Origin of the sequence: Lysinibacillus sp. NPDC093197 (assembly GCF_044754025.1) — a bacterium.
Lineage (GTDB): Bacteria > Bacillota > Bacilli > Bacillales_A > Planococcaceae > Lysinibacillus.
The window spans coordinates 67,929-92,761 of record NZ_JBIVOH010000004.1; the positions used below are offsets into that span (position 1 = coordinate 67,929).

At 37.5% G+C, this 24,833-nt stretch carries 21 protein-coding genes and 1 riboswitch; of the genes, 3 read left to right on the plus strand and 18 right to left on the minus strand.

What is annotated here, in order from left to right; genetic code table 11:
* The first annotated feature begins 764 nt into the window (after nt 1-764).
* Entirely contained in the window at nt 765-1,667 is a 903-nt protein-coding gene (gltC, locus tag ACIP9G_RS12720) for a glutamate biosynthesis transcriptional regulator GltC (RefSeq protein WP_340822694.1), read from the plus strand.
* A 282-nt stretch (nt 1,668-1,949) separates the two neighbouring features.
* Here gltC and ACIP9G_RS12725 read toward each other — a convergent pair whose 3' ends face one another.
* The 15 genes from ACIP9G_RS12725 to ACIP9G_RS12795 all read right to left on the minus strand — a co-directional run bounded on the left by ACIP9G_RS12725 (nt 1,950) and on the right by ACIP9G_RS12795 (nt 19,569).
* Nucleotides 1,950-4,004, minus strand: a complete 2,055-nt coding sequence (locus ACIP9G_RS12725) for a cellulose biosynthesis cyclic di-GMP-binding regulatory protein BcsB (protein WP_401019748.1) — start codon at nt 4,002-4,004, stop codon at nt 1,950-1,952.
* 11 nt (nt 4,005-4,015) lie between these two features.
* Nucleotides 4,016-5,275 (minus strand): glycosyltransferase family 2 protein, encoded by a 1,260-nt coding sequence (locus tag ACIP9G_RS12730; protein ID WP_401019750.1) that lies wholly within the window; start codon nt 5,273-5,275, stop codon nt 4,016-4,018.
* Nucleotides 5,268-6,707, minus strand: a complete 1,440-nt coding sequence (locus ACIP9G_RS12735) for a hypothetical protein (RefSeq protein WP_401019753.1) — start codon at nt 6,705-6,707, stop codon at nt 5,268-5,270. The genes ACIP9G_RS12730 and ACIP9G_RS12735 overlap by 8 nt, the downstream gene beginning before the upstream one ends.
* Entirely contained in the window at nt 6,697-7,554 is an 858-nt protein-coding gene (locus tag ACIP9G_RS12740) for a diguanylate cyclase domain-containing protein (RefSeq protein WP_401019756.1), read from the minus strand. Before ACIP9G_RS12740 ends, ACIP9G_RS12735 begins: the two co-directional genes overlap by 11 nt.
* A complete protein-coding gene (locus ACIP9G_RS12745) occupies nt 7,529-8,566 on the minus strand; it encodes a glycosyl hydrolase family 8 (RefSeq protein ID WP_340822687.1) in 1,038 nt (345 codons plus the stop codon). The genes ACIP9G_RS12740 and ACIP9G_RS12745 overlap by 26 nt, the downstream gene beginning before the upstream one ends.
* Before the next feature lie 250 nt (nt 8,567-8,816).
* On the minus strand, nt 8,817-9,680 hold the full coding sequence (locus tag ACIP9G_RS12750) for a MetQ/NlpA family ABC transporter substrate-binding protein (RefSeq protein WP_401019759.1): 864 nt from the start codon (nt 9,678-9,680) through the stop codon (nt 8,817-8,819).
* A gap of 62 nt (nt 9,681-9,742) precedes the next feature.
* A complete protein-coding gene (locus ACIP9G_RS12755; RefSeq protein ID WP_340822684.1) occupies nt 9,743-10,411 on the minus strand; it encodes a methionine ABC transporter permease in 669 nt (222 codons plus the stop codon).
* Entirely contained in the window at nt 10,401-11,429 is a 1,029-nt protein-coding gene (locus ACIP9G_RS12760; protein ID WP_340826432.1) for a methionine ABC transporter ATP-binding protein, read from the minus strand. The genes ACIP9G_RS12755 and ACIP9G_RS12760 overlap by 11 nt, the downstream gene beginning before the upstream one ends.
* Nucleotides 11,430-11,513: 84 nt before the next feature.
* A riboswitch (SAM riboswitch) is annotated at nt 11,514-11,618 on the minus strand.
* Nucleotides 11,619-11,673: 55 nt separating this feature from the next.
* Nucleotides 11,674-11,985, minus strand: a complete 312-nt coding sequence (locus ACIP9G_RS12765) for a thioredoxin family protein (protein ID WP_401019762.1) — start codon at nt 11,983-11,985, stop codon at nt 11,674-11,676.
* Nucleotides 11,986-11,998: 13 nt separating this feature from the next.
* On the minus strand, nt 11,999-12,340 hold the full coding sequence (locus tag ACIP9G_RS12770; RefSeq protein WP_401019764.1) for a toprim domain-containing protein: 342 nt from the start codon (nt 12,338-12,340) through the stop codon (nt 11,999-12,001).
* Between the two features lie 259 nt (nt 12,341-12,599).
* Complete coding sequence (gcvH, locus tag ACIP9G_RS12775) at nt 12,600-12,980, minus strand: glycine cleavage system protein GcvH (protein WP_401019766.1); 381 nt, start codon at nt 12,978-12,980, stop codon at nt 12,600-12,602.
* 81 nt (nt 12,981-13,061) lie between these two features.
* Nucleotides 13,062-13,415: an arsenate reductase family protein gene (locus ACIP9G_RS12780; protein ID WP_340822678.1), complete on the minus strand. Its 354-nt coding sequence runs from the start codon at nt 13,413-13,415 to the stop codon at nt 13,062-13,064.
* Between the two features lie 696 nt (nt 13,416-14,111).
* Nucleotides 14,112-15,896, minus strand: coding sequence for an acyl-CoA dehydrogenase family protein (locus ACIP9G_RS12785; RefSeq protein ID WP_340822677.1), 1,785 nt, complete (start codon nt 15,894-15,896; stop codon nt 14,112-14,114).
* A 71-nt stretch (nt 15,897-15,967) separates the two neighbouring features.
* Nucleotides 15,968-17,140, minus strand: a complete 1,173-nt coding sequence (locus ACIP9G_RS12790) for an acetyl-CoA C-acetyltransferase (protein ID WP_401019770.1) — start codon at nt 17,138-17,140, stop codon at nt 15,968-15,970.
* A 44-nt stretch (nt 17,141-17,184) separates the two neighbouring features.
* Complete coding sequence (locus ACIP9G_RS12795; RefSeq protein WP_401019773.1) at nt 17,185-19,569, minus strand: 3-hydroxyacyl-CoA dehydrogenase/enoyl-CoA hydratase family protein; 2,385 nt, start codon at nt 19,567-19,569, stop codon at nt 17,185-17,187.
* 460 nt (nt 19,570-20,029) lie between these two features.
* On the opposite strand from ACIP9G_RS12795, the gene ACIP9G_RS12800 reads away from it, so the two are divergent.
* Together ACIP9G_RS12800 and ACIP9G_RS12805 are read left to right on the plus strand one after the other, a co-directional pair.
* Entirely contained in the window at nt 20,030-20,374 is a 345-nt protein-coding gene (locus ACIP9G_RS12800) for a thioredoxin family protein (RefSeq protein WP_340826431.1), read from the plus strand.
* A 300-nt stretch (nt 20,375-20,674) separates the two neighbouring features.
* On the plus strand, nt 20,675-21,178 hold the full coding sequence (locus ACIP9G_RS12805; protein ID WP_340822674.1) for a C39 family peptidase: 504 nt from the start codon (nt 20,675-20,677) through the stop codon (nt 21,176-21,178).
* Here ACIP9G_RS12805 and ACIP9G_RS12810 read toward each other — a convergent pair.
* From ACIP9G_RS12810 to hutI, 3 genes are all read right to left on the minus strand, one after another.
* Nucleotides 21,171-22,058 carry a 5'-3' exonuclease gene (locus ACIP9G_RS12810; RefSeq protein ID WP_340822672.1) on the minus strand — a complete coding sequence of 296 codons (888 nt, stop codon included), beginning with the start codon at nt 22,056-22,058 and terminating at the stop codon, nt 21,171-21,173. The genes ACIP9G_RS12805 and ACIP9G_RS12810 overlap by 8 nt on opposite strands.
* Before the next feature lie 471 nt (nt 22,059-22,529).
* Nucleotides 22,530-23,528, minus strand: coding sequence for an agmatinase family protein (locus ACIP9G_RS12815; protein WP_401019775.1), 999 nt, complete (start codon nt 23,526-23,528; stop codon nt 22,530-22,532).
* A 1-nt stretch (nt 23,529) separates the two neighbouring features.
* Nucleotides 23,530-24,801 (minus strand): imidazolonepropionase, encoded by a 1,272-nt coding sequence (hutI, locus tag ACIP9G_RS12820; RefSeq protein WP_401019778.1) that lies wholly within the window; start codon nt 24,799-24,801, stop codon nt 23,530-23,532.
* Nucleotides 24,802-24,833 lie beyond the last annotated feature (32 nt).

Consider the following 24,833-nt stretch of genomic DNA (forward strand, 5'->3'; position numbering starts at 1 on the left):
CATAAAGCGTTAATTGTAGCGGTTTTGTGACAAAAATGCACAAACAACCATATCTATACTATATCCTATTTCATTAGAATGGAATCACTATAAGAAAATAAAATTATAGAGTAATAGTGCTATTAATTACTATCGTTTTAAAAAAGCTATCTTATAATCCCTTCAAATATTCATACACTTTTTACTGTATGTTAAAAATTCACTTTGCTTTCAGCAGAAGTCATCACATAATTTTCATGTCCAATGAAAAGATGCTATGGGCAAAAGCGAAAAAGTGTTAGATTGGTTGCAGTCAATCTAACACTTTTTCATTAAATATGTATAAAGGCTAACTTTTTTTTGCTATAGATAAAATTCAGTAGATAGCACCAAGTTGGTGGAATCGAAGGCGGTTGCTTTCCGCGGGAGGTTACAGCTTTCTCATATGCTGATTATTAAATGCTAAACCTTCTAACATTGCGATTATCAGTAAAATTAGCAGCCAACTGATTCCTTTCTTTATCATAAATCTCCCCCTGACATTGATTACCCAAGACTTAGCTGCCAAATTACAAACAGAATTTGCGTTCAACTGCTTCTTTCGGATTCATTTTTAACAAATATTGGTCATCTACTTTAAATGATTTAAAATGCATTTGAGTTGACTGTAATCGTTTATTCATTTTTTAGCACCATGATATTTTTTCAGTCTTTTTATATCTTAAATATTATATAATTAAAATATAATTAATCGGATTTTTCGATTAGATAGAGGTGAATATCCAGTGGAGTTACGTCAATTACGTTATTTTGTGGAGGTTGCAGAGCGTGAGCATATTTCTGAAGCTGCTGAACACCTTCATGTTGCCCAATCAGCAATAAGTCGTCAAATTGCTAATTTAGAAGACGAATTAGGTACACCACTTTTTGAACGTGTCGGCAGAAATGTAAAATTAACACCGATAGGAAAAACTTTTCTTGAACATACAATCACTGCTTTAAAAGCAATAGATTTTGCAGCCAAGCAGGTTGAGGAATATTTAGATCCTGCAAAAGGAACCATTAAAATTGGTTTTCCTACGAGCTTAGCAAGTTATGTACTGCCAACCGTTATTTCAGCTTTTAAGCGTGAATACCCAGATTTGCAATTTCAATTGCGCCAAGGCTCTTATCGCTTTTTAATTGATGCCGTTAAAAATCGTGAGCTTAACTTAGCATTTTTAGGACCGCTGCCACCAAAGGACGAATCAATTCAATCAAACATCTTATTCACCGAAAATATTGCAGCCCTATTGCCAGCAAACCATCCTTTGGCGAAACGGGAAAGTATTCAGCTAGCAGATTTACGTAATGATCTTTTTGTTCTTTTTCCAGATGGCTATATATTACATAAAGTTGCGATGGATGCCTGCCGTGCTGCCGGCTTTTTACCAAATGTAATATCTGAAGGTGAAGACTTAGATGCATTAAAAGGTTTAGTGGCCGCTGGAATTGGTGTCAGCCTACTACCTGAGAGTTCACTATACGATTCAGCAGCCCGATTCACTATCAAAGTGCCAATTGAATCGCCCACAATACCAAGAACAGTTGGTATTATTTCACCTGTAAATCGAGAAATTGCACCATCTGAAAAAATATTTTTAGACTTCGTAACTAATTTCTTTTCCCGACTTTCTCAGTTTCAATAACACCGTTAAACTAACATGAAAAGACCCAGTGAAATTCACTGGGTCACACATTGTCTTATAACCGGCATCAAGAAGTTCAACTTGATGCCGGTTATTTTGTTAATTGTAGTGATGGGATGGCGACTCCTGCTCAAAGCGTAAGACACAACAACCGTGTGCATGCGAGGGTTGCAGCTTTCGTTGTGCCCGAAAGAAAACGCCTACCCAGCGAAAATTAATCGCAATTAAATGGAAAAAGACAGTAGACCCAGTAAATTTACCGGGTCTACTGATGCTTAAAATCTACTCTTCTTCATCCTCAACAAGGAGATTTTTTCTTTTTCTACGTAAAATAAAATATAAAATAAGCCCAATTACTAATATCAGTACAGCAAATTCTGCTATAAGTACAAATGAAATAGAATTGTTCTGCTCTGAGGTAGATTTTTCAATGTCTGCTGCACTACTAGCCGCAACTACAAATTTCCCCTCTTTTGTTTCAATCGCAGAGGTTACCTTTTCACTGGTCCCCTTCAATTGGGCTAAAAAGTCCTTTTGGTTTGCTGCTTCATCCATCATTTGGATGATTAATAGCGGTTGCTTATCATCCCAAAAACTTTGGGTAATAAATGTATACTGAGCCATTGTTTCTGGAAGAAAACCTTGCTTTAGTAAATCTTCTGCAGATTGAGGTATATTGTTTTTGTTTCCTATGAGCGTTGTGAAATCGGAGGAAGCGCCAGCAAAAATAATTGCACTTCGTTTTAATTCTTCTTCCTTAACATCTCGTTCTTTCCTCAATATTGTTCGAGCCATTTCACCATTCGTCATTAAGGACTTATACAACAAGAGCATTTGTGTATCGTTTATCACCGTATTATTCGGAACAATAATCAAAGATTGTTCTTGGAAAGCATTTGGAAAATCTCTTAATGTAAATGTTGGTGTTGTAGCTTCTTTTGTAATAGATAATGTACTACTACCATCAATATAAAGCCAATAACGTTCATTCGTCGTTTCACAAGGATCCTCTAATTGAAAACCAGTTACTTCAAATTGGATATCTGTCATCGATTGTTTATTTAACACATTTGTTTGAATAGGCACATTCACTTCATATAAATCTGAAGAAGTTGACTCTAGCTTCCGAAGGTCAACTGCATGCGGTACATCATTAACCCATACAATCAATTCTACTTGTCGTTCATTACTTTTACCTTTTTCAGGTAGGAGAGCTGATTTCTTTAAGACTAATCGCATGTTTGCTTCTTTATTAGCCTCAACTTGCGGTAAAGACACATAATAGTGTGGCGTCATCGTTTCTTGACTCGATAATATTTGATGGTCAAAACCTAGCTGTGAAAAGAGAAGTGTTGAATTAGAAGAATTGTTCACTGTTGGTAACTCATCCACCGTTAACGTACTTCCTGCAAATTGACTATACAATTTAGTATCCGTCAATAACGAAATTCGCTCTTGAAGTGCGTTTGGAGTAGCGGCTGACACAAACAAAATAGGTACACTTTGATTGCTTTCCTCATTTTTTAGACTTTGTACACTAAGTGAAAGACCATCTCCATATTGACTATTGGCAGTCTCGAGCATTTTAATCATATAATTTGTACTAAATTCATCTTTTGCTCCTACAACAATAACCGGTCCAGCAACACGTGCAACAGCAGATTCTCTTTTAACATCAACGTCATTCTCACCTTGCTCTGACAAATAAGCAGCAAGTTGATAACTAGCATTCAATGTTTGTTCTGAAGCTTCATCAGGTACTATAAGTGTTGTTCTATAATCTTCATAGCCTACAAACGCTTCAGGATAGTTGCTCAATGTCCATTGTTGTGTACTTTCATTAAATGATGAAATAGACGATAAAATATCGATACGTAACCAATTGCCCTCATTGCCCGGTGCTACACATACACCTTCTTTCAAAATACCATAAAAACTAGCTGTTATTTTATGCGTTCCTTTCATTAAGGCACTTTCCGGTAAAGTAACAGTCACAGTTTGCTTCAATAAATCTGAAGTTAATGCAATCGATTTAATTGCGATATCATCCACTTTTACCGTAAAAGAGGATGGCGCTATTAACAGCTCTGACTGCTGTATTTGAAATGAAACAGTTTGTCCCTTCGCCTCTACATCTTGACTGAGCGTGTAATAGAAATCTCTTGAAGAGGAAGGCCCTTGTAATTCAATTGCCTGAGACAACAATGGTTTTTTTGCTAAGCTGTTTGCCTCAATAGCTATTGTTTGTTTTTCTACTGTGATTGGCGCAGCTAGGGCATGCGTAGCTAAGAACGGCAAACTGATTAAGACTGTAAAAATATAAAGTAAGACTCTCATTATTGTTCTCCTTATTTTGTTTTCTTTGCAAAGCGCTCAGTTTTATACCACTGCACTTCTTGGCCAGTAAAAACTCTTTTTATCTCTAAAAATAGCGACCAAATAACTAATACTATCCACATTTGTGAATATGTAAAATACATTAAAATGACATAGAAAAAATTTTTACGATTCATTTCTGTTTTTTCAATGCTTAAGGTAATCATCACTTCTCCTAAAAATAACAAGAAAGCCAATACCCATAAAACAATTGCGATATCTCCAACAGTTAGTCCAATATCGTAAAAAAGATTGGTGATAAATAAAATGTTGGATAAAATGACGCCGAAGAAAAATAAAAAGTAAGTAAAAAAGAAATAAAACAAATCAAAAATAATACTTTTTCTTTTCAATGTGAAAAATTGGCTTAAAAACTTTAGCACAACATACTGATTTCCTCTTGCCCAGCGTGTTCGTTGTTTCCACCATACTTTCAACGTCTCTGGTTCTTGTTCCCACGTAATAGCCTTTGGGAAAAAGCGGATATGATAGCCTAAATTATAGACACGAATAGTTAATTCAGTATCCTCCGCTAACGCCTTTACATCCCATCCACCTAATTGTTCTAAAATACTACGGCGAATGGCGAAATTGGTACCTGGAATTGTTGCAATGTTAAACCACTTCCAACGACCACCTTGTGCCATCCACTGAAAACAAATCGTTTCAATATTAATAAATCGTGTTAACCATGTTTCAGTCGCATTTACCACTCGAAATTTCCCCACGGTAGCTGCAGCTTTTGGGTCATTTACAAGCCCCATAACTAAATACCAAATGGCCATACGCTCTGGCGTATTATCTGCATCATAGACAATAACAACTTCCCCAGTAGAATCCGCTAAAGCTGAATTTAATGCAGAAGATTTGCCCTTACCTTTATAAGGTTCTACTGTTTCAATTACTCGTATAAATGGATATTTTTCTGTAAACTTTCTTGCAATCTCTCCTGTACTATCCGATGAATTATCGTTAATGACGATTACTTCCAACTTATCTTTCGGGTAAAACAATCGGGACATTGCCCGTAAAGTTTGCTCAATAACAACTTCTTCATTATGTGCCGGAATGAAGATACTCACTGTTGGAACATCTATCATTTTCTTTGACCATTCATCAATAACCTTTTCATAAGATCGAAAATGCAAATAGCCCCCTTGCATTAAAAACATATGGTATAACAGCATAATCCATATGAGAAACAATGAAATATAAAATAAAATATCAGCCATTACTTTTCCTCTCCTCAAATAATCGCTTACGTAGCGTTATACGTAGTCTCAAAGTATTCATAAAAAATACAATAACAAATAACGATACTATGATTACTAACAGCCATAAAACTACTTCAAATGGCCGCTCATCAAACATCTTTTTTAAGCGATCCAGTTTGGTAAAAGAAAGCTGTATCTTTTGCTCTCCGTTTGCTGATTGCATTATTGAAACGTTAGACGTATGTACAAACTGTTCTGTTTTTCTAAAATCAAGCCATTCTAGCTGTACTTGTTTGTTTAAGAGTTCAACAAGCTCTTGTACATGATGAGCCCCTAAGTAGCTAGGATATTGAATTCCAATAGTTGAACCTGGCGCTTTATTGATATTACGAATCGACTGCTGTGTGGAATACAGTGGATATACATTCACATCATTTATTGCTGCTATCGTATAAGGATAAATTGTTTGTAAATCTCTTTCGGTTATATAAAAATGATTTTCTTGTTGTCGCAATACTCCACTGAAAAATGCGCTATCATTTAGAATTAAAGTAGGGTAAATTTTTTGCAATACTAAATAATCTAGACTTTTTTCTATGTTAGCTTGTGAAGAAGATAAAATAAAAGCTACCCCCTCCTGCTGTAATTGTTGTAAATATTTCAGCAATGCCTTATTGTCCTGTAAATAATAAATTGCACCATCTACTTCATATAGCGGGCTAATCTGTAAGTTGATAGGAACATTCAATTGCTTTAATTGTTCAACTACTTCCTTTAACTTCAAAACATCCGTTTCCACATTAATGTCTGATAACACGATAAATGCAGGATGAATGTTTGGAGATGATATTTTCAATAGATCACCAAATATCGATGGCCAGTCATATACTAAAGGAGATGTTTGAATCACTTTACCTATATAAGACCAATTGCTATTTTTTTCTTTCACAATAAAAGGGAAGTCTTCATTAAATGAAGATGCCATTTGTATAACTTCAGCATCATTAGGTGGCATCATGACCGTCCATTCAATTGGACTCTGCAATTCATGTTCCCCGACTTTTCGAAGCTCGACTTTCTTTCCCTTTTGCCAATGTGAGAATGAGGAAATCTGCTCAATATTCTCCCCTATAGCAACAGCGGGTCCATGGAAATTGTTCATAGCTTGTAATGCTTGGAAAGGTATATGCATCTTATAAGCATTTAAAATGACAATACGTTTATAACCAGCCAATGTATCTTCTTTAATATTTTCCACTGGGATAACATCTACATCTGTATAAGCACTTAGCATTTCACGTAGAATTTGCACATCTTCATCAACTTGTTGATTGCTAGTAACATAAATAAGTGCAATGTCTTTATCATCGGCACTTGCTTGAGAATGCTGAGGCATACTAACTAAATAAAAAAGAACAATGAAGACGAGCAAGCCAAATCTAAAGCGCACTTGTTTTCATCTCTCTTTCCATTTCTGCTAATAAATCATCAAAACTTTGATCCATCTGTGGCGTGTAAGTAAAATAACTTGTTTTGTAGCTTAGTGTCACCCATCGCTTATTTAATAATTGATGGTTTTTTAAAGCTTGATCCAACTTTTCGTAAATAATATCAATGTATTGATCCGATGTATCGATTAATAAAATGGCAAGATAATTTTCACGATAGCGAAATTTTTTATCTGTTTGTCTAACGGATTGTTGTATTTTTTCCGCCAGTTGCTTCCATAAATATTGTGCTTCTTTGAAACCATATAGCTTTTTAAATTTTTCATAGTTTTCAAGCTTTAGCATAATAAAAACAAAAGAATGTTGATGACGATCCGCTCTTCGCATTTCTTCATTAACAATCACACGCATACGGGATTCATTATCAAAACCAGTCTCTACATCAATGGCTACAAAGTTTTTGACATCCTGCTGTAAGTTTTTCATATATTTTTCTTGTGCTAACAATAATTCATGAATCTTTCCGGCGCATAATACTAGGAGTAGTAAAACAACACCATATGCCAAAAATTGTTGCATTGAAAATGCATTACTTAACAATGCTACAGAATCAGTCATACCGATATACAGTAATGTGGAGCCGCTGATAAAAATAAATAACAAACTACTTATTAGCCCAGTAACCGTACCTCTCCATAGTGTTAGGATTACTATAAGTACTAAAAAGATATATAATAATAAGCTTTCAATATCTTGATGTAGTAAAAAATAAGCAGGTAATTGTAGAAGCAAAATAAGTAAAATTCCATAAAGAAATATAGCTTTATTCCATTTTATTGCTGTTCGCATCGTCGACCTCTCTTTCCGCTAGAAGTGGTAATAAATTATCAAATATATGTGTCGCATTTGTTTGCACGTCTACATACCCCGTATTTGCATTGGCCTTGAGCGATTCCATTTTGCGAAAAAATTCTTCAGCCATCATATCATTATGGATTTCCAACATATAACGAGTTGCCATTGCGTAAACAGCAGGCGATTCGAATGTAACAGCTGGTTCACCTGTTTTAGCATCGTAGCGGCCGTACAATTTATGATCTCTACTATATAAAGACAGCAACCAATTGGTAAAGGGCTTCGTTTCTAAACCTAAAGTTGCACTATGGTAAGCAGTATACAATTGATCTATCATATGTAACTCTGTATCATATTCATAGTTTTTTGATACGACATCATAATATTTTGGGAAAAAACCTGCTTGAGCTTTTGGAGCTTTTGCTAAAATAGATAATTGATGCTCTAGTTGCGCTTTAGATAAAACATCATATTGTTGCATCTTTAAAAGTGCAGAAGGCATAATATAACTTAATGTAATAGTGTTAGCCTTTTTATGTGTATGAACATCAACAAAATCTACAAATGTATCTTCTTGCATTCCATACTTTACAATGTTCTTGCCAATGGACTTCCCTAACGTAATATAACGTTCATCATTCCATTTCTCCCCAGCATCAAATAGCGCTCGCATGATTCTATAATCATCAATCAGTGCGTTTACAGTAGCTTGTTTTTTACCGTCAATTCGCCAGACAATAAATTTCTTCTCTAAAAAATAATTATCAATCACTTCAAGCTGCTCATCAAAGCGAGCTTGATCATCTTTTTCTAGTAAATAGGTCAACCATAATCCGACTGATTCAGATAAAAACACATCTTTTTGTTGCGTTAAATCAGTACGTAATAAGTTATCTTCTGTCATTAGTTCTTCAACAACAAACCTCTCAGTTGATGAAATGGGCTTTTTTGTTATTTTTTCTTTTCCTTGTGAGCAGCTCATTAAAACAAACAACAGGCAAAACATGACTAAAATACCACTCCTAAAAAATTTCGTTATAGGATTTCACCTCCGTCAGGACTAAATACCAAATTTTTTCAGTATTATTGGCGAATAATATTATATCAGTAATCATATTAAATGAATCTAAACAAATTCTAAACAATTTTAAAAAAATAAAAGAACTTAATTATTGGATTTCAAACCATTATTTATCTTTCCCCAAAAAAAATAGTACAAACCATTTTCATGGCTTGTACTATAGTGTTAGAAAAATCTATTTTACTGGTACTACTGCGCCTTTCCATTCCTTCAGGATGAAGTCTTGGATTTCTTTAGATTTTAATACTTCTAATAATTTTTTAATTTCTGGCTTATTTTCATCTCCAGCACGTACCGCAATAATATTAACATATGGAGATTCTTTATCTTCAAGCTCAATTGCATCATCAATTGGGTTTAGGCCGTTATCAATTGCATAGTTAGAGTTGATAAGAACAGCATCGCCTTCTTCGTTTTCAAACATTTGAACAAGTAATTCTGGTGCAGTATTTGCATCGAATTTAAAGTCTTTCGGATTATCAACGATATCTTTAATTTCTGCTGCTGTTTTGTCGATACCATCTTTTAATTTAATTAAGCCTTTTGCTTCTAATAATGACAGCATACGGCCATGGTCTGAAACTGAGTTCGATAATAAAATTGTTGCACCTTTAGGAAGGTCTTCAAGAGATTTATATTTTTTAGAGTAAATACCGATTGGCTCGATATGTACGCCGCCAGCATTTACGAAATCATAGCCATTATCTTTAATTTGTTGTTCTAGATAAGGGATATGTTGGAAATAGTTTGCTTCGATTTCACCAGACTCTAAATCTTGGTTAGGTAGTACATAATCTTGGTAAGGTTCGATTTCTAAATCAATACCTTCTTTAGCTAAAATCGGTTTTGCTTGTTCTAAAATAACTGCGTGTGGTGTGTTAGAAGCACCAATTTTTAATGTTACTTTTTCTTCAGTTTTTGCACTGTCGTCTGCTTTATCTCCAGATGTTGAACCTGCTTCGTCTTTGTTACCAGCACCACAAGCTGCTAAAGCTAGTACAAGTACTGATAAAAATAATCCTGCTAATAACTTCTTCATTTGTATACACTCCCTTTATTTGTTCAAACAATATGTTAGCGGTAAAAACCGGGTTAACCTTTTTAACGTTTGTCTGTTTTCGTTGTAATCATATCGCCAATCCATTGAATGATAAATACGACTACTAAGATCAAAATAGTTGCCATTAATGTCACATCTTGGCGATTACGTTGGAAGCCATCTAAAAAGGCTAAGTTTCCTAGGCCGCCAGCACCAATAATTCCAGCCATTGCCGTATACCCAACGAGTGCTACAGCCGTTACGGTAATTCCAGAAATAAGTGCCGGTAATGATTCTGGAATTAGTACTTTCCAAATAATTGTGGACGTTTTAGCACCCATCGAGCGTGCCGCTTCAATAACGCCTTTATCAATTTCTCGTAATGCAATTAATACCATTCGTGCATAGAATGGTGCAGCACCGATAATTAGTGCGGGTAGCGCTGCATTTGCTCCTCGAATTGTCCCAAGTAAAAACTTCGTAAATGGTATTAGTAAAATAATTAACACGATAAATGGTATCGAACGGAATATATTAACGACCGATCCTGTTAAAAAGTTAACGATTTTATTAGCCCATAATTGGTTTGGACTCGTTAAAAAGAGGATTATGCCAATGGCTAAACCAAGTATAAATGTTACGACTGTTGAAAGAGTGGTCATATAAAGTGTTTCATATGTGGCTGTCCACATTTTTTCCCAGTCGACATTCGGAAAGAGACTAGTTAGCATTTGCAATCACCTCCGTTTGTACTTCAACTGTATTTAAATAATTTAGTGCAGCTGCTACATTTGTATCCGTGCCATCAATTTGCACTATAAGAGTACCGTATGCGCCATTTTTAGTTTGTGAGATATTGCCATGGACAATACTAATCTCCACATCAAACTGTTTTACTAAATGCGATATAACAGGTTGCTCTGTTTTTTCACCAACAAAAACAAGCTTAACAAGGTGTCCCGTTGGATAATTTACTCTAAGCTGTGCAACTGTCTCCTGGGTTTCCTTCGTATCGGTAATTTGCGAAACGAATTTTTTAGTAATCGCCGCTTGTGGTGCTTGGAACACTTGTAATACTTCACCACGCTCCACAATTTCTCCAGCTTCCATTACCGCTACACGATGACAGATTTTGCGGATAACATGCATTTCATGGGTAATTAATACAATCGTTAAACCTAATCGTTCGTTAATGTCGACAAGCAAATCAAGAATTGCATCTGTTGTTTCTGGATCTAGTGCCGATGTAGCTTCATCACATAACAACACTTCAGGATTATTAGCAAGTGCTCGTGCGATACCAACGCGTTGCTTTTGACCGCCTGATAGCTGTGATGGATACGCCTTGTCACGTCCTTCTAAACCAACAAGTGCAATCAGTTCTTTCACACGTGCGTCTCGCTCACTCTTAGCTATACCTGCAATTTCAAGTGGAAAAGCGATATTTTCAGCAACAGTTCTTGACCAAAGTAAGTTAAAATGTTGGAAAATCATACTTACTTTTTGTCTAGCATCACGCAACTTTTGGCCCTTAATAGATGAAAATTCTTGATTGTTCACCTTCACCGTACCTGTTGTCGGCTTTTCTAAACCGTTTAATAAACGAATCATCGTACTTTTACCAGCGCCACTATAGCCGATAATGCCAAAAATCTCACCTTTGTTAATCGTAAGATTGACATCTTTAACAGCAGTTAATTCGCCATTTGCGGTTTTGTATTTCTTCGTAATATTTTGAAGCTGTATCATAGCGAATACTCCTTTTCTCATATAGAAAACCCCTTCACTCATAGACAAGTAGAAGGGGTCACGTATTTTATACGCTAAACCGTTCTCTCATCTTTCAAAGAAAAATCTTTGAGTGATTTGGCACCTTTTCACATATGTGATGGTTGCCGGGCTTCATAGGGCACTTCCCTCCGCCGCTCTTTATAAGAGTTCGATATATTTAATAGTTTTTAATATAGTTGTTACTTTACCATGCTAGCAAAGTTCAGTCAATTGGTTTTTTTAACAATTCGTATAAAAACGGTACGGATTGAAATGCATAAACCTTCTCTATAACTTTTCCTCCATCGCTAACGAGTAAACAAGGTACACTTTCAATTTGAAAATCATAAGCTATTTGCTCTAAAAAATTTATATTTGCCTTACCTAATTTCAACTGTGGCAGTAACTGTTCTATGATATCCATCATTTTAGATGCAACTGCACAAGTTCCGCACATCGGTGTATATAAATAAAAGGCAGTTTTTTCACCAGATTTTACAGCCGTTTCCCACTGCTCTTTTGACCATTCTTCCATTTTTCACGCAACCTTACAAAATATATTCATTATGGATGGAAAAATGCGCGCGCAATAAAATCATCGCAAGCACTTTCCTCGGTGTAGTTTCTACTTCTTTATAAGTAGGCATTGTTCGCAAATGCTCCGCCTCAGGAAAATGTCTGTCCATTAATGCTCGTAGTTTATCTCCTGATGCATCTGCATCAAAAAATGTATATAGCTCACAGCCCTCATATGGGTCGAGTAATTCTTCTAATTGATGCACACCAATTGTACCATTTGTACAAAGTATTGTAACATCTTCACTCAAAATAGGTTCTATTTGAAGCTTATCCGAACGGCCTTCCACGATTAAACATTTCCCTTCGAACATCACGCCACCCCCATTTAGACAGTTATCTACTACAACAATTCATCGCCATTACCAGATTCCACACGATGCATAAATCTACATGTTAACAATCATTTTCACATGTCGCTTTACAATTTGGACAACATTTTATGGTGAGTCACTGTACTATCGTTTACTTGCAGAGTCAAGCTTTGTACACATCAAATTACTTACTAATACCTCGTGCTATATAATAAAAAACGCCGGTGTGTATGCCGACGTTTTTCTATTATAGGCTTGTTTATTCTGCAATCATTTCTTCGTATTGTTCTGCAGTCATAAGACTTTCAATCTCTGAAGCATCTGCAGGCTCTACAACGATCATCCATGCTTTTTCATATGGTGATTCGTTTACGAATTCAGGGCTATCTTCTAAATCTGCATTTACTTCAACTACAGTACCTGAAATTGGTGCGTATAATTCAGAAACAGTTTTTACTGATTCTACGCTTCCAAATGGATCATCTGTTTTAATTTCGTCGCCAACTTGTGGAAGCTCAACGAAAACGATATCTCCTAATTCAGATTGTGCGAAATGTGAAATACCGATACGTACTTTACCATTTTCTAATTTTACCCATTCGTGTTCTTCAGAGTAACGTAAGTCTTTAGGTGTGCTCATGCCAAAAACCCCTCCATAAATATGTAATATATTCACTTTCAGTGTGCCATACTTCTTTCATAAAAACAAGGATTAAAGCTGTTATTTCCACGCTTGTTCAAAATCTGATTCCTTAAAACCTAACGTTACTTTTTTTCCATCAGTAACAATTGGTCGCTTAATTAGCATACCGTCAGAAGCAAGTAGTGTGAGCTGTTCATCTTCGGGCATTTCCGCCAGTTTATCCTTCAACCCAAGTTCACGATATTTCATGCCAGATGTATTGAAAAATTTCTTCAGAGGCTGTCCGCTAGCTTGCCAATAACTCTTTATTTGCTCTTTCGTAGGTGGTTGTTCAACAATGTGTACCTCTTCGTATGAAACGCCATTGTCGTTTAACCACTTCTGTGCTTTTTTACAAGTTGTACATTTAGGGTAATGGATAAATTGAATCATATTTATAGGCTCCTCTACTATCATTTCCTGTAGTATACCATCATAACTAGTATGAGCCAAAACGAAACATTTATAGGCTAGTTACGCAAGATAAATTAGTAATGTCGAATGTGGCTACCGCCATTGATTTTCGCTACGGGCGGAAGGTCTGACCAGCATGGAAATTGTTTGAGTGCCTGCCACTTTAGCTTAGATACATTGCATCGTATCGGCTCCTATTTCGTAAAAATCCACTGCGCTTTCCGCGGGCACAGTGTAAGCCGCAACCCTCGCTAGCGCGCGGTTTGTTTCGTCTTACATTCTGTGCTGTTCCCGCAGGAGTCTTCGTGGATTTTTACTTAATAAATTATAAAATGCATGGTGAATTGTTTGAGTGCCTGGCACCCTGCATATGACACTTAACATAGATCCATCGCATTGTATCGGCTCCTATTTCGTAAAAATCCACTACGCTTTCCGTGGGCACAGTGTAAGCCGTAACCCTCGCTAGCGCGCGGTCTGTTTCGTCTTACATTCTGTGCTGTTCCCGCAGGAGTCTTCGTGGATTTTTACTTAATAAATTATAAAATGCATGGTGAATTGTTTGTGTGCCTGACACCCACATAACAAAAGGCAACAAGAATGATTTTCTCGTTGCCTTTTGGGGACACTCTAATCTTAGCTATCCTATAGCAAGTAGCTAGGTCAAAGTTTATATTATACGATGAATTTTTCTGCTTCTATTAGTTTAACTGAAGCTTCACGCTTTTTAGTAATCAGGTTATAAGGATTGTTACGAGTCAGTTTACGTAATGCAGACAATGTCATACGTGCAGCATCTCCATCTGCTGATGCAAGAATTGTATCCTTTGCCTCTTTCTCGATTTCTGCAAATGCTTCTTGGCAGAAGATTTGTGTGTAAAGTAGTTTTTGATGTGATTTTTCTACACCTTCACGCGCAATTGCCTTTTCTGTACGTAAAACCGCAGACTCCATAGCGAATAATTGATTGGCGATATTGGCAATGTTCACCAATACCTCTTGTTCTTGGTCCAGCTTCGCCCCATAGCGTTGTGCTGCCATACCAGCTGCTAACACAGCAATTTTTTTAGCATTTTTCACAAGGTATTTTTCTTGTGCTAGTGGCTCTGTGCCTACATCTTCAGGCATTAGCATAAGAAGTTCTTGTTGTAAATTTTGTGCGACCTGTAATAATGGCAATTCACCTTTTAACGCTTTTTTCATAAATGTACCTGGTACAATCATGCGGTTAATTTCATTTGTACCTTCGAAAATACGGTTAATTCGAGAATCGCGATAAATTCGCTCCACTTCATATTCTGCCATAAAGCCATAGCCACCATGCAATTGCACCGCTTCATCTGCGATATAATCCAATGTTTCCGAACCAAACACTTTCGCAATCGAACACTCAATTGCATATTCAGCAATTGCATTTGCAATAACTTTCCCTTGCTTTTGTTCTTCAGGGCTTAATTGGCTTAAACGATCTTCAAATAATCCAACCGTACGATAATTTAATGACTCAGACGCATATAATTGAGACGCCATTGTCGATAGTTTTTCTTTCGTTAAGTTGAAATCAGAAAGCTTCGTTTTGAATTGTTGACGTTGGTTTGTATATTGAATGGCTAGCTCTAAAGCACGTTTTGAGCCACCGATTGTTCCTACACCTAATTTATAACGACCGATATTTAAAATGTTAAATGCAATTACGTGTCCACGACCTACTTCACCTAGTAGATTTTCTACAGGTACTTCTGCATCCTCAAGCACTAATGTACGAGTTGAAGAAGATTTGATACCCATTTTCTTTTCTTCTGGGCCTACAGAAACACCATTATAGGCACGTTCCACGATGAATGCTGAGAATTTATCGCCATCGATTTTTGCGTACACAACAAAGACATCAGCAAAACCAGCGTTAGTAATCCATTGTTTTTCACCGTTTAATACATAATGAGTACCAGCAGCATTTAGCTTTGCAGTCGTTTTGGCACCTAAAGCATCCGAACCTGAACCAGGCTCTGTTAATGCGTAAGCTGCAATTAATTCACCAGAAGCAAGCTTCGGTAAATACTTTTGCTTTTGATCTTCGTTACCGAATAGCACGATAGGTAATGAACCAATCCCTACATGTGCACCATGTGTAATCGAGAAGCCCCCAGCTACTGACATTTTTTCAGCGATTAATGCAGAAGATACTTTATCTAAGCCAAGACCTTCGTATTCTTCTGGTACATCTGCAGCTAATAAACCAAGTTCACCAGCACTTTTCAGTAGACGTACTGAATGCTCGAACTCATGATGCTCTAAGTTTTCAACTACAGGTAATACCTCATTCGCAACATACTCTTCAGTAGTTTTAGCAATCATTTTATGCTCATCTGTAAAATCTTCTGGTGTAAATACGCGGTCCAATGCCACGTCCTCAATGATAAATCCGCCGCCTTTAATGATATCTGTTGTTTTTTCTGTCATGTTAAATTCCTCCTTATTTTTAGGTGCCAGGCACTCATACAATTCGCAATTCTCAAATAATTTCACATAACTTATAAAATCTCAAATACTCCAGCAGCGCCCATACCACCGCCGATACACATTGTAACGACACCATATTTTTTGCCTTGACGTTTCAACTCGTGAATTAGCTTCAATGTTAAAATTGCACCTGTTGCACCAAGCGGATGTCCTAATGCGATTGCACCACCATTTACGTTTACTTTCTCTTGGTCAATACCTAAATGACGAACCACTTGTAATGATTGAGATGCAAACGCTTCGTTAATTTCCCACAAATCAATATCTTGTATTGTTAAACCTGCAATTTCAAGCGCTTTGGGAACTGCTACGATTGGGCCGATACCCATTACTTCTGGTGGAACTCCGCCAACCGCAAAGCCTAAAAACTTAGCCATCGGTGTCATTCCTTGCTTTTCTGCTTCCTCACGATCCATTACTAGAACTGCAGCTGCACCATCAGAAGTTTGAGAAGCGTTACCTGCTGTAACACTTCCTTTTACATGGAATGCAGGACGAAGTTTAGCTAAGCCTTCAACTGATGTGCCCGGACGAACGCCCTCATCGACACTGAAGGTAAATTTTTTCACCTGTAGTTTATTATTGTTATCCACATAATGTTGTTCCACTTCAATCGGAACAATCTCATCATTGAATTTACCTTCTTTAATTGCTTTTTCTGCAAGCATATGTGATCGTACAGCAAATGCATCTTGATCTTCACGACTCACATTGTACTGACGTGCTACTTCCTCTGCTGTATGCCCCATCCCCATATAGTATTGTGGTGCAGTTTCAGCTAATGTTGGATTTAAGCGTGGTGTATTTCCTACCATTGGCACCATACTCATCGATTCAACACCGCCAGCAAGAATAGCCTTTGAATGACCAAGCATAATACGCTCAGCTGCATATGCTATTGCCTGTAAACCCGATGAACAAAATCGATTAATTGTCAGTGCAGGTGTAGTATCTGGTAGTCCTGCAAGCGCTCCGATACTACGAGCTACATTCATCCCTTGCTCTGCTTCTGGCATTGCGCAGCCTAAAATTAAGTCATCGACAGGACCTTCATAGCCCGCTCTTTTTAATGTTTCTTTGACAACTGCTGCCCCAAAATCATCCGGTCTTACTGTTGCTAATGAACCTTTTTTCGCTTTTCCAATAGGAGTTCGTGCTCCTGCTACAATAACGGCTTCACGCATCGTCTAAATCCCCCTTTGTTTCACGTGCAAACATTTTAGTCTAGTTAGTTACGAAGTGGTTTTCCTTTTAATAACATGTGTTGCATTCTTTGTTGAGATAGCGGATCTGCAACTAAGCTTAGGAATGCTTCACGCTCTAAGTTTAATAGGTATTGCTCATCTACTAATGTGCCATATGGAACTTTTCCACCTGCAATTACGTACGCTAACTTCTTAGCAATTTTTAAATCATGTTCACTAATGAAACCTGATTCAAACATTCCTTGAGCACCAATTAGTAACGTACCGTAGCCAGATGCACCGACAACAGGAACTTTTGTTGGCACTGGTGGTTGGTAGCCTGCATCATAAAGTGCCAAAGCAGCTTGCTTTGCATCATAAATTTGGTGATCTGCATTGACTGAAATACCATCTGCAAAATCTAGGAAGTTATTATCGCGTGCTTCCTCACCTGACGTTGAAACTTTCGCCATCGCAATTGTTTCGAATACTTTATTAGCAATATTTTGATAGTCTACCTCAACGCCATTTGGTAAACCTTTCAAGAATTTTTGGTAAAGCGCTTTATTACCGCCACCACCTGGAATTAAACCAACACCTACTTCTACTAAGCCCATATAAGTTTCCATCGTCGCTTGGATATGTGCAGCAGGTAAACATACTTCTGCGCCTCCACCTAATGTCATCGCGAACGGTGCTGCCACAACAGGTTTGTTAGAATATTTTATTTTTTGCATCGCATCTTGGAATGCTTTAATGACAAAGTCTAGTTCGAAAATGTTATCATCCTGTGCTTCTACTAAAATCATTCCTAAGTTAGCACCGACACAGAAGTTTTTACCTTGGTTTCCAATTACCAAGCCTTTATAATATGCTTCCACTTCATTTACTGCGTAGTTAATCATTTGAATAATATCTAAACCGATGGCATTTGATTGGGAATGGAACTCAAGTAGTGCAATTCCGTCACCTAAATCTATTAAGCTAGCACCTGTATTAGACTTAATAACGCCATGTTTCTTTTTATAGCGCTTTAAGTTAATTTCTTTTTCATTAACAGGAACTTTTACGTATTGTGACCCGTTATAATACGCTACGTCACCTTCAAGTTCTGAATAGAATGAAGTAAAGCCCTTCTCTAACATGTCTTTTACAAATACAGGAACCTCGCGACCTTCCGCTTCCATTTTGGCAACGGATTCTGCAACACCGATGGCATCCCATATTTCAAATGGACCTTGTTGCCAGCCGAAGCCCCATTTCATTGCATTATCTATTGCCACAATATCATCGGCAATTTCACCGTGTAGCTGTGCAGAGTAAATTAATGTCGGTGCAAAAATCCCCCATAACAGCTCACCTGTACGATCTTTAGCATACGTTAATGCCTTAACTTTATTAGCTAATCCTCGCGTTTGTTTCGCCATTTCAATTGAAGGTGTTTGTAATTTTTTTACAGGGCTATAAGCTAATGTATTTGGATCAATTTCTAAAATTTCCTTCCCTTGCTTCTGGAAGAAACCTTGCCCAGACTTAGCACCTAGCCAGCCGTTTGTAACCATTTTTTGCAAAAATTCAGGTACTGCAAATACTTGCTGTTCATCTCCTGACGTTTGGTCATATACGTTTTTTGCCACATGGATAAAAGTATCTAAGCCAACGACATCTAACGTACGGAAAGTAGCAGATTTTGGACGACCGATAAGTGGCCCTGTCACTGAATCTACTTCGCCAACTGAATAGCCGCCTTTCATCATTTCCTGTAAAGTAACGAGCAGACCATATGTGCCTATGCGATTGGCAATGAAGTTCGGAGTATCTTTTGCTAGTACGACCCCTTTGCCAAGAATGTCCTCACCAAATTTTTTCATAAAGTCTACAACTTCCGGTGCAGTTGTTGTTGCAGGGATTACTTCAAGTAATTTTAAATAGCGTGGCGGATTGAAGAAATGCGTCCCTAAAAAATGTTTTTGGAAATCTTCTGAACGCCCTTCCGCCATTGCATTAATACTAATGCCTGATGTATTAGAACTAATAATTGTACCTGCTGTACGTACAGCATCAATTTTTTCATATAAGCTTTGTTTAATTGCTAGATTTTCAACAACAACTTCAATTACCCAATCTACATCTTTTAGTTTGTCTAAATCGTCTTCAAAGTTCCCCACCGTTAGTAGCGATAAATTTTTCTTAGAAGTAAGTGGTGCTGGCTTTTGCTTCACTAACTTTTGAAGAGCACTATTCACAAAGCGATTTCTTACAGCTGGATGCGCTAAAGTTAAACCCTTTGCTTCTTCCTCTTTCGTTAGTTCTTTCGGTGCAATGTCTAATAATAATGTTGGAATACCGATGTTTGCTAAATGTGCTGCAATTCCAGAACCCATTACTCCAGAACCTAGAACAGCCGCTTTTTTAATGTTATAAGTCACAAGCAATTCCCCCTTATTCTCCCATTGAATGAATAGCCATTCATTTTTTGGCCAAAAAAAATCAAAATTTCGCTTTGGCGTTTTTTGCTTCGATTTTGACATTCACGTTGATCTTTTACAATGTATGCTTGCTAGTCGCAAAGTCTTACATTGTCGTAGATTTTTAGCGAAAAGATTTTAACTAATGTCATTTTATAATCTGTGGCAAGCGCCAGAGACTTATCTTCAGTCAGTTGATATGCAACTCAAATCAGCGTGTGAAAAGTCTTCCACTGAATGAAAATAAAACTACTTTTTCTGTTTTTAGTGTAGATTATTTTGTCTAAATTAGCAATCTTTTTTCTTCATTTATTTTTGCAATATACAACTTTTTTTGTTTTTTACGAGCGAAAATAGGACAATAAGTAGAGTCTACATATCCCAAACAGATAACTTTCAGGATGAAGAGAAAATGTGTAAAATGGTTAGCAAGGAGAGTGAACTACTAATGAAAACAATAACTACTGCAGAACAATTTAATGAGCTTATCTCTGGTGAGCAAAAAGTGCTTGTGAAATTTTATGCTGGATGGTGCCCTGATTGCACACGCATGAATATGTTTATCGATCCAATTATTGAAGAGTACAACCAATTTGATTGGTACGAGCTTAACCGCGACGAACTTCCTGAAATCGCAGATAAATACGATGTAATGGGTATTCCAAGCTTATTAATTTTCCAAAACGGTGAAAAATTAGCACACTTACATAGTGCTAACGCTAAAACACCACAGCAAGTTACTGAATTTTTAGCTGCTCAACAATAAATAGATAGTATTAGTTGATTGTAGCAAAGGCGGTGACTCAAGCGGGAACACCACAAAACGTATGACGCAGCAAACTACGCGATCGCGAGGTTTGCAGCCATCGGTGTGTCCGTAAAAAGCGTCTGCCGTAGTGAACATCAACTGTCGCAGCAAAAAAGTGTTAGATTGTTTGCAAACAATCTAACACTTTTTCTCTTTTGTCCCAGCTTGATTCATTATTTAAAGAAGGACTCCACGTAATTATGTGTGAAAGCGCCTAAGAATTACATTTAAACAGTTCTTTTTCGAAGGGAGATTTTTATGAAACAGTATTTGCCGATACACGGAATATCACAATACGAAACATCCATTACACCTAAATATCGTAATTCTGCCTGTGGACCAACAACAATCCATGTCATTCTGCACTACTATAATCCGACTGCTCCATCGGTTAACGAACTTTATGAACTACTCGGTGGCACAAAAATAGGCTTGTTTAAATGGCGTTTAATTTATAATCTTCGGAAACTGTTACCGACCTGGGATATACGCAACTGTACGTTAAAAGAGGCGCTGCAGGAAATAGATGCAGGACGCCCCGTTGCGATGCGCTTTGACCGTTATTTTAGCCTGCAATGGTTTGATAAAAAATCTACCTTTGTCTATCATTGGGTACCACTCATTGGCTATGACGTGCAAGACGGTGAGCTATTGTTAATTTTCCATGATAATGGTGGCAAAAATCGCCCTAGCCAAATTCGTACTGCTCTATTTCAAAATAATGAAAAAGTGTTAAGCTTCGTTAAAGTAGCACCTAAATAAGGGAATACAATGAACGTGCCTGCTTTGCAATAAGCGTAAAGCCACGTTCTTCTATCGCTTTAAATGTTTGTTGCTCATAGTTTGGCACTACTAATTGAGCAATCTCTGCTTCTATCGGTACATTCGTTTGAATTGTTGCTAGTTCGTGTGATAACTTCAGCATGTCAAGATTGTCTTTGATTTTCGTACGTTGACCAGGCTTTAATTCCTCCAAGGAAGAAATAACATTGTCAATAGAGCCGTACATTTGAATAAGTGTCAGCGCCTGTTTTGGACCAATCCCTTTAACTCCTGGATAGCCATCACTTGTATCACCCATAAAAGCCTTTACTTGTGCAAATTGAATCGGTTCTATACCATATTCTTCTTTAAAACGAGAATGTGTATAAAGATCATACTCTGTATAACCTTTTTTCGTAAACGCTATTTGCGTTGTAGGCGTCAACAGTTGCAATAAATCTTTATCCCCACTAATAACTGTAATATCGGCTTCGTCTTGCCATTTGGTAATCATTGAGCCGATTAAATCATCAGCCTCCATACCGACAACGCCGAAATTTTGCCACCCAATATGTTGAGATAAGTTTTTAGCCATATCAAATTGAGGAAGCATTTCCTCTGGCGGTGCTGGGCGATTAGCCTTATAGCCATCATATAATTCATTTCGGAATGTTTGTGAACCCATATCCCAACAAATAGCTAAATGTGTTGGTTGCATAATAGATTGTGCCGTCAAAACATGGCGGACAAACCCTTGCGCACCATTAGATGGTGTGCCGTCCTCTAAGCGTATAAAATGCCCCATTGCAGCTGAAGCAAAAAAAGAACGAAATAACAATGCCATGCCATCAACAATGAGCAATTTTGGTTTTGTAGTCATGATGAAAAATCCTCTCTAATCCATTATTCTAGCGTTTAGACATTATCTAAAGAATAATAAGCATTTTTCTATTATAGCAAACTATCGACTTAATATAAGTGCCAGGCACTCAAACAATTTACATGTTGGTCATGCTTTTTTTCTCTTTACTCACAGAAAAACCCTGGACGTTCTGAGGGAACTGCATAAGTTGAAAAGTGCCAGGCACTCAAACAATTAAGCAGAAATCGCCTGTCCGTAGCGGAAGTCAACATCATTTTTTCCTTATTTACAAAATAAAAAAGTGAGATCTTTCTTCCATTGTCCAGTTGATTGGAGCGGAGGGCGGGCGACTCCTGTGGGAACGCACAAAACGTAAGACGCAACAAGCCGCGCGTAGCGAGGGTTGCGGCTTACGGTGTGCCCGCGGAAAGCGCCTGTCTGTAGCGGAAATCAACGTCAATAAATATTTTTCTTTATGCAAATAACAGACTATGGAGTAGCCCCATAGCCTGCCTTTTCTTTCCTAGATATGCGATTGCGGTGATCCAATTGAATGCCAGTTAGCCATTGCAAAAATGCTGTAACGCCCGTTTTAACTGTTTCTATACGAAGGTCATTATGCTTTGGATCAGCGTAAATAAAATCAATATGACGTACGCCCTCATTTTCGCCAATCAGCTTTAAAATATCAAATAATTCATAGGCTGTTAACCCACCAGGCGTAGCCGCAGGTACATCAGGCGCAAATGTAATATCCAATGCGTCTAAATCAACGGACACATAAATTCTATCTACTTCATGCATAAGCTGACGCAACATTTCACGGATAGTCAACTGTATACCGTCGCGTCGCATTTGCTTTAACGTAATCATATGCATTCCTTGCTCACGGGCATAATAAATCATTTCAGGCGAATTAAAAAAGCCATGCAAGCCGACATTATAAATATGCTTTCCCTCTACAACGCCTGATGCAATCAGTTGATGAATTGGCGAATTCATCGCTAAACCAATTTCTTCTTGATTTCTTGCATCTAAATGTGTATCAAGCTGAATAATGCCAATGCGATCTTTCGGAAAAGCATTTTTAATCCCTCTTAATGAACAAGCTGTAATTGCATGATCTCCACCAATAAGGCATGTGAAGCTTTTTTGATAGGCAATGCTTAAGTTTTCCGCTGCCGCCTCTATTGCCGATTCCGAAAGCATTCGATTTTTCGGATCTATCGCTACGTCACCAATATCAACAATTGCTAATGCACGTAAATCTACTTGTTCGTCTAAATTATAAGATTGGAAACCGGACCATGCCTTACGAAAAGCATTAGGATACTGTGCTTTTTTGGATGGATCACTTGCATATGATAATAATGCTCCATACACAATAATATCCACATCGTTTGCAGTTGGATTTTGTTTTTGCTTAATCCACTGATGCATACTTGAGCCATTTTCTTGTTTCCACTGCCATTCAGGTTGGATGAACATTTTAACCTACCACCTTCACGCCTTTTTTCCAAACTTTTTTCACATGATTCACACCAAAAATATAATGTAGCTTTTGATGATTATGAACATCCCATAAAACTAAATCAGCTTCCTTTCCTACCTCGATAGAGCCAACACGATCTTCAATTTGCAATGCACAGGCAGCATTATACGTAGCCGCACATAAGCTTTCTGCTGGTGTCATTTTCATTGTGATACATGCTAGGTTCATTACAAGTGGAAGCGAAATGGTTGGAGAGGACCCAGGATTGCAATCAGTCGAAATGGCTACAGGCACACCTGCGTCAATGATGTCTCTAGCACGTGCCGGTTTTTCTCCTAAATACAATGCTGTCGCTGGTAATAAACATGCAATAACCCCCGACTTTGCAAGCTCTTCGATTCCTTCGTCTGAAACTTTTAATAAATGCTCAGCAGAAATAGCTCCTACTTTTGCTGCAACATGCGCACCTTTATTTTCTTCAATTTCATCAGCGTGTATTTTAGGGATGAGCCCTTGCGCCTTGCCTGCCAATAAAATACGTTCTGATTGCTCCGGTGTAAAGACATCGACCTCACAAAATACATCAATAAATTTTGCCAGTTTTTCTTGAACAACTGCAGGAATCATTTCATCAATCACTAAATCAACAAACTGCTCTGGGTTGTCTCGATATTCTTCCGGTACTGCATGTGCTCCCATAAAGGTTGGCACAATGTCCACTGGGTGCTTTTTTTGCAAGCGCTGCATAACACGTAGTTGCTTTAGCTCATTTTCTAAATCTAGTCCGTAGCCACTTTTACTTTCTAATGTTGTGACACCATGCTGTAAAAATAAGTCCAAGCGTCTCGTCGTTTGATTGAAAATATGTTCTTCTGTCAATGTACGCATTTTTCGAGTTGTTGCATGAATGCCTCCCCCAGCATTCATAATGTCCATATAGCTCGCACCTTCTAAACGCATCTCAAATTCATGCTCGCGACTTCCACCAAAAACAACATGTGTATGAGGATCAATCAAACCTGGTGTTACAATTTTTCCCGTTGCATCTACAATCTCTGCTTCCTCTGCACGGGGTAAATATTTAAGTATCATGTCACGAGTCGTACCAAGATCTTGAATAGTACCATCTTCAATCCAGACGCTTCCACCTTCAATAATTCCGAGCTCTCGCATTTCTTCACGTACACGAGGTCCCTTCTTATCACTTGCAACTGTCACTAATTGAGAAATATTTTGAATCCAAATCGGCCTTTGTTGCTTTTCCATCATCCCTAACTCCCCTTTGTTATGTAGAAAGCTAC

Coding starts and splice junctions, on each gene's coding strand:
- ACIP9G_RS12790 (WP_401019770.1), bottom strand. CDS start 17,140: ATGCGTGAAGCCGTTATTGTAGCAGGAGCACGAACTCCTATTGGAAAA.
- ACIP9G_RS12725 (WP_401019748.1), bottom strand. CDS start 4,004: ATGAGAGTCTTACTTTATATTTTTACAGTCTTAATCAGTTTGCCGTTC.
- ACIP9G_RS12755 (WP_340822684.1), bottom strand. CDS start 10,411: ATGCTAACTAGTCTCTTTCCGAATGTCGACTGGGAAAAAATGTGGACA.
- ACIP9G_RS12785 (WP_340822677.1), bottom strand. CDS start 15,896: ATGACAGAAAAAACAACAGATATCATTAAAGGCGGCGGATTTATCATT.
- ACIP9G_RS12760 (WP_340826432.1), bottom strand. CDS start 11,429: ATGATACAGCTTCAAAATATTACGAAGAAATACAAAACCGCAAATGGC.
- ACIP9G_RS12805 (WP_340822674.1), top strand. CDS start 20,675: ATGAAACAGTATTTGCCGATACACGGAATATCACAATACGAAACATCC.
- ACIP9G_RS12780 (WP_340822678.1), bottom strand. CDS start 13,415: ATGATTCAATTTATCCATTACCCTAAATGTACAACTTGTAAAAAAGCA.
- ACIP9G_RS12765 (WP_401019762.1), bottom strand. CDS start 11,985: ATGGAAGAATGGTCAAAAGAGCAGTGGGAAACGGCTGTAAAATCTGGT.
- ACIP9G_RS12740 (WP_401019756.1), bottom strand. CDS start 7,554: ATGCGAACAGCAATAAAATGGAATAAAGCTATATTTCTTTATGGAATT.
- ACIP9G_RS12730 (WP_401019750.1), bottom strand. CDS start 5,275: ATGGCTGATATTTTATTTTATATTTCATTGTTTCTCATATGGATTATG.
- ACIP9G_RS12770 (WP_401019764.1), bottom strand. CDS start 12,340: ATGTTCGAAGGGAAATGTTTAATCGTGGAAGGCCGTTCGGATAAGCTT.
- hutI (WP_401019778.1), bottom strand. CDS start 24,801: ATGATGGAAAAGCAACAAAGGCCGATTTGGATTCAAAATATTTCTCAA.
- gcvH (WP_401019766.1), bottom strand. CDS start 12,980: ATGAGCACACCTAAAGACTTACGTTACTCTGAAGAACACGAATGGGTA.
- ACIP9G_RS12810 (WP_340822672.1), bottom strand. CDS start 22,058: ATGACTACAAAACCAAAATTGCTCATTGTTGATGGCATGGCATTGTTA.
- ACIP9G_RS12800 (WP_340826431.1), top strand. CDS start 20,030: ATGGTTAGCAAGGAGAGTGAACTACTAATGAAAACAATAACTACTGCA.
- ACIP9G_RS12750 (WP_401019759.1), bottom strand. CDS start 9,680: ATGAAGAAGTTATTAGCAGGATTATTTTTATCAGTACTTGTACTAGCT.
- ACIP9G_RS12815 (WP_401019775.1), bottom strand. CDS start 23,528: ATGTTCATCCAACCTGAATGGCAGTGGAAACAAGAAAATGGCTCAAGT.
- ACIP9G_RS12745 (WP_340822687.1), bottom strand. CDS start 8,566: ATGTTTTGCCTGTTGTTTGTTTTAATGAGCTGCTCACAAGGAAAAGAA.